Annotated in this window: 3 protein-coding genes and 1 pseudogene; all 4 read right to left on the bottom strand. The window is 64.9% G+C overall.

Annotated features, from left to right (window positions below; genetic code table 11):
* Window positions 1-134, bottom strand: a pseudogene (locus tag AC1DSN_RS21735) (magnesium/cobalt efflux protein); the annotation flags it as partial.
* 157 nt (window positions 135-291) lie between these two features.
* Window positions 292-768: an rRNA maturation RNase YbeY gene (gene ybeY / locus AC1DSN_RS21730; RefSeq protein WP_477295903.1), complete on the bottom strand. Its 477-nt coding sequence runs from the start codon at window positions 766-768 to the stop codon at window positions 292-294.
* A complete protein-coding gene (locus AC1DSN_RS21725; protein ID WP_477332841.1) occupies window positions 765-1,742 on the bottom strand; it encodes a PhoH family protein in 978 nt (325 codons plus the stop codon). The genes ybeY and AC1DSN_RS21725 overlap by 4 nt, the downstream gene beginning before the upstream one ends.
* 5 nt (window positions 1,743-1,747) lie before the next feature.
* Window positions 1,748-2,133, bottom strand: a 386-nt coding sequence (locus AC1DSN_RS21720) for a TRAM domain-containing protein (RefSeq protein WP_477332839.1), incomplete at its 5' end; no start/stop codon positions are given.

Here is a 2,133-nt window from a genome sequence, read left to right as displayed (position 1 = left end):
CCATTGGCCTGGGCGGTACGCAGTTCTGCGATCAGTTCGTCGCGGTTGCGGGGCTCGCCGGAAAACATGTGGCCCAGACGGTCCCACCAGGATCGGTGAGTTGGGCCGTTGGTACTGCCAGGGTCCTCGTTCATTACTCTTTGATATTCGGCCCGAATGGGCGGAATGAGGAGTCTAACGGAAATCTTGTGACGGTTCAGGGGAAGGCGGCTTGGTAGGAGCCGATTCATCGGCGATCCCGCGCCAGCGGGCCAGGTTTCCGCGAGCACCCTATCGCCGATGAATCGGCTCCTACCGAGCGGGGGAGGCTTCGATATACGGATCTGCGATGCCCAGGCCGGCCAGAATCCTGGTCTCCAAAGCCTCCATCGCCTCGGCTTCGGCCTCGTCGATGTGGTCGTAGCCAAGCAAGTGCAGCGTGCCGTGGATGGTCAGGTGGGCCCAGTGGTCGGCGGGCTTCTTGCCCTGTTCCGCGGCCTCGCGGGCCACGACGGGCGCACAGATCACCAGGTCGCCGATGAGGGGCAGATCCACGCCCGGCGGGAGCTCCACCGGGAAGGAGAGCACGTTGGTGGCGTAGTCACGGCCGCGGTACTGCAGGTTCAGCGCCTGGCCTTCCTCGATATCCACGATGCGGATCGACACCTCGCTGGCCTTGCGGCGACGCGCTCCCTTCAAAGCGGCTTCGATCCATCGGCGGAAACTGGCCGAGGCCGGCACGCCCTTGCGCGGCGCGGCATAGCCTACGGCGACATCGAGCTTGCTCAACGCGCTTCGTCCTTCTGTTCGAAGGCCTCGTAGGCACGGACGATCTTGGCCACGAGCGGATGGCGCACCACGTCGCGCGAGGTGAAGAAGGTAAAGCTGATGCCGTCGACACCACGCAGCACTTCGATCGCATGGCGCAGGCCGGAGCGGATGTTGCGCGGCAGATCCACCTGGGAGACGTCGCCTGTGATGACCGCGACCGAGCCGAAGCCGATGCGGGTCAGGAACATCTTCATCTGCTCGRCCGTGGTGTTCTGCGCYTCGTCGAGGATCACGTACGAATCGTTGAGGGTGCGGCCGCGCATGTAGGCGAGCGGCGCGATCTCGATCACGTTGCGCTCGATCAGCTTGGCCACCTTCTCGAAGCCGACCATCTCATACAGCGCGTCGTACAGCGGGCGCAGGTAGGGGTCGATCTTCTGGCTGAGGTCGCCCGGCAGGAAGCCGAGTTTTTCGCCGGCTTCCACCGCGGGACGCACCAGTAGCACGCGCTGCACGCGGTTGTTCTCGAGCGCCTCGATGGCGCTGGCCACGGCGAGGTAGGTCTTGCCGGTACCGGCCGGGCCGACGCCGAAGTTGATGTCGTGGCTGGTGATGGCGTGCAGGTAACGGGCCTGGTTGGGACCGCGGCCCTTGATCACGCCGCGCTTCACCTTGATCACCACTTCCTGCGCCGATTCGGCGGCCTGGTCGGCAAGCGCGTCGATACCGGACTCGGCCAGGTGCAGGTTGATGACCGCGCCGTTGAGCGTTTCGTGCTCGGCCGCCGCGTACAACGCACGCAGCACCTTCTCGCCGGCGCGGGCGGTGAGCTCGTCGCCAATGACGCGGAAGGTGGCGCCGCGATGGTCGATTTCCACGCCCAGGCGCAGCTCGATCTGGCGGATGTGCTCGTCGAGCGGTCCACACAGGTTGGCTAGCCGGACGTTGTCTTCGGGTTCGAGCGAGAAGTCGCGCTGGATAAGCTGGCTCATGGCATTCACGAGGCGAGCGCGACCTCTTCGTCAAGGCGGATGCGACCGCGGAGGGAGTTGGACATCGCCTCGGTGATCACCACGTCGACGAATTGGCCGATCATCCGGGGGTGGCCCGGAAAGTTCACGAAACGCATGTTCTCGGTGCGACCCGACAGTTCGTTAGGGTCCCTGYGGCTGGGCTTTTCGACCAGCACGCGCTGCACGCTGCCAACCATGGCTTCGTTGATCTTGCGGGCGTTCTCGTTGATCGCCGCCTGCAGGCGCGACAGGCGCGCTTGCTTCACCACGGTCGGTGTCTCGTCCGGAAGGTTCGCCGCCGGCGTGCCGGGGCGGGACGAGAAGATGAAAGAGAAGCTCTGGTCGAAGCCGATGTCCTCGATCAGCTTCA

This window comes from Luteibacter sp. P4_D7_3 (assembly GCF_056401735.1).
The sequence above is the reverse complement of the archived record's forward strand: the minus strand, read 5'-3'. Positions and strand labels throughout refer to the sequence as shown.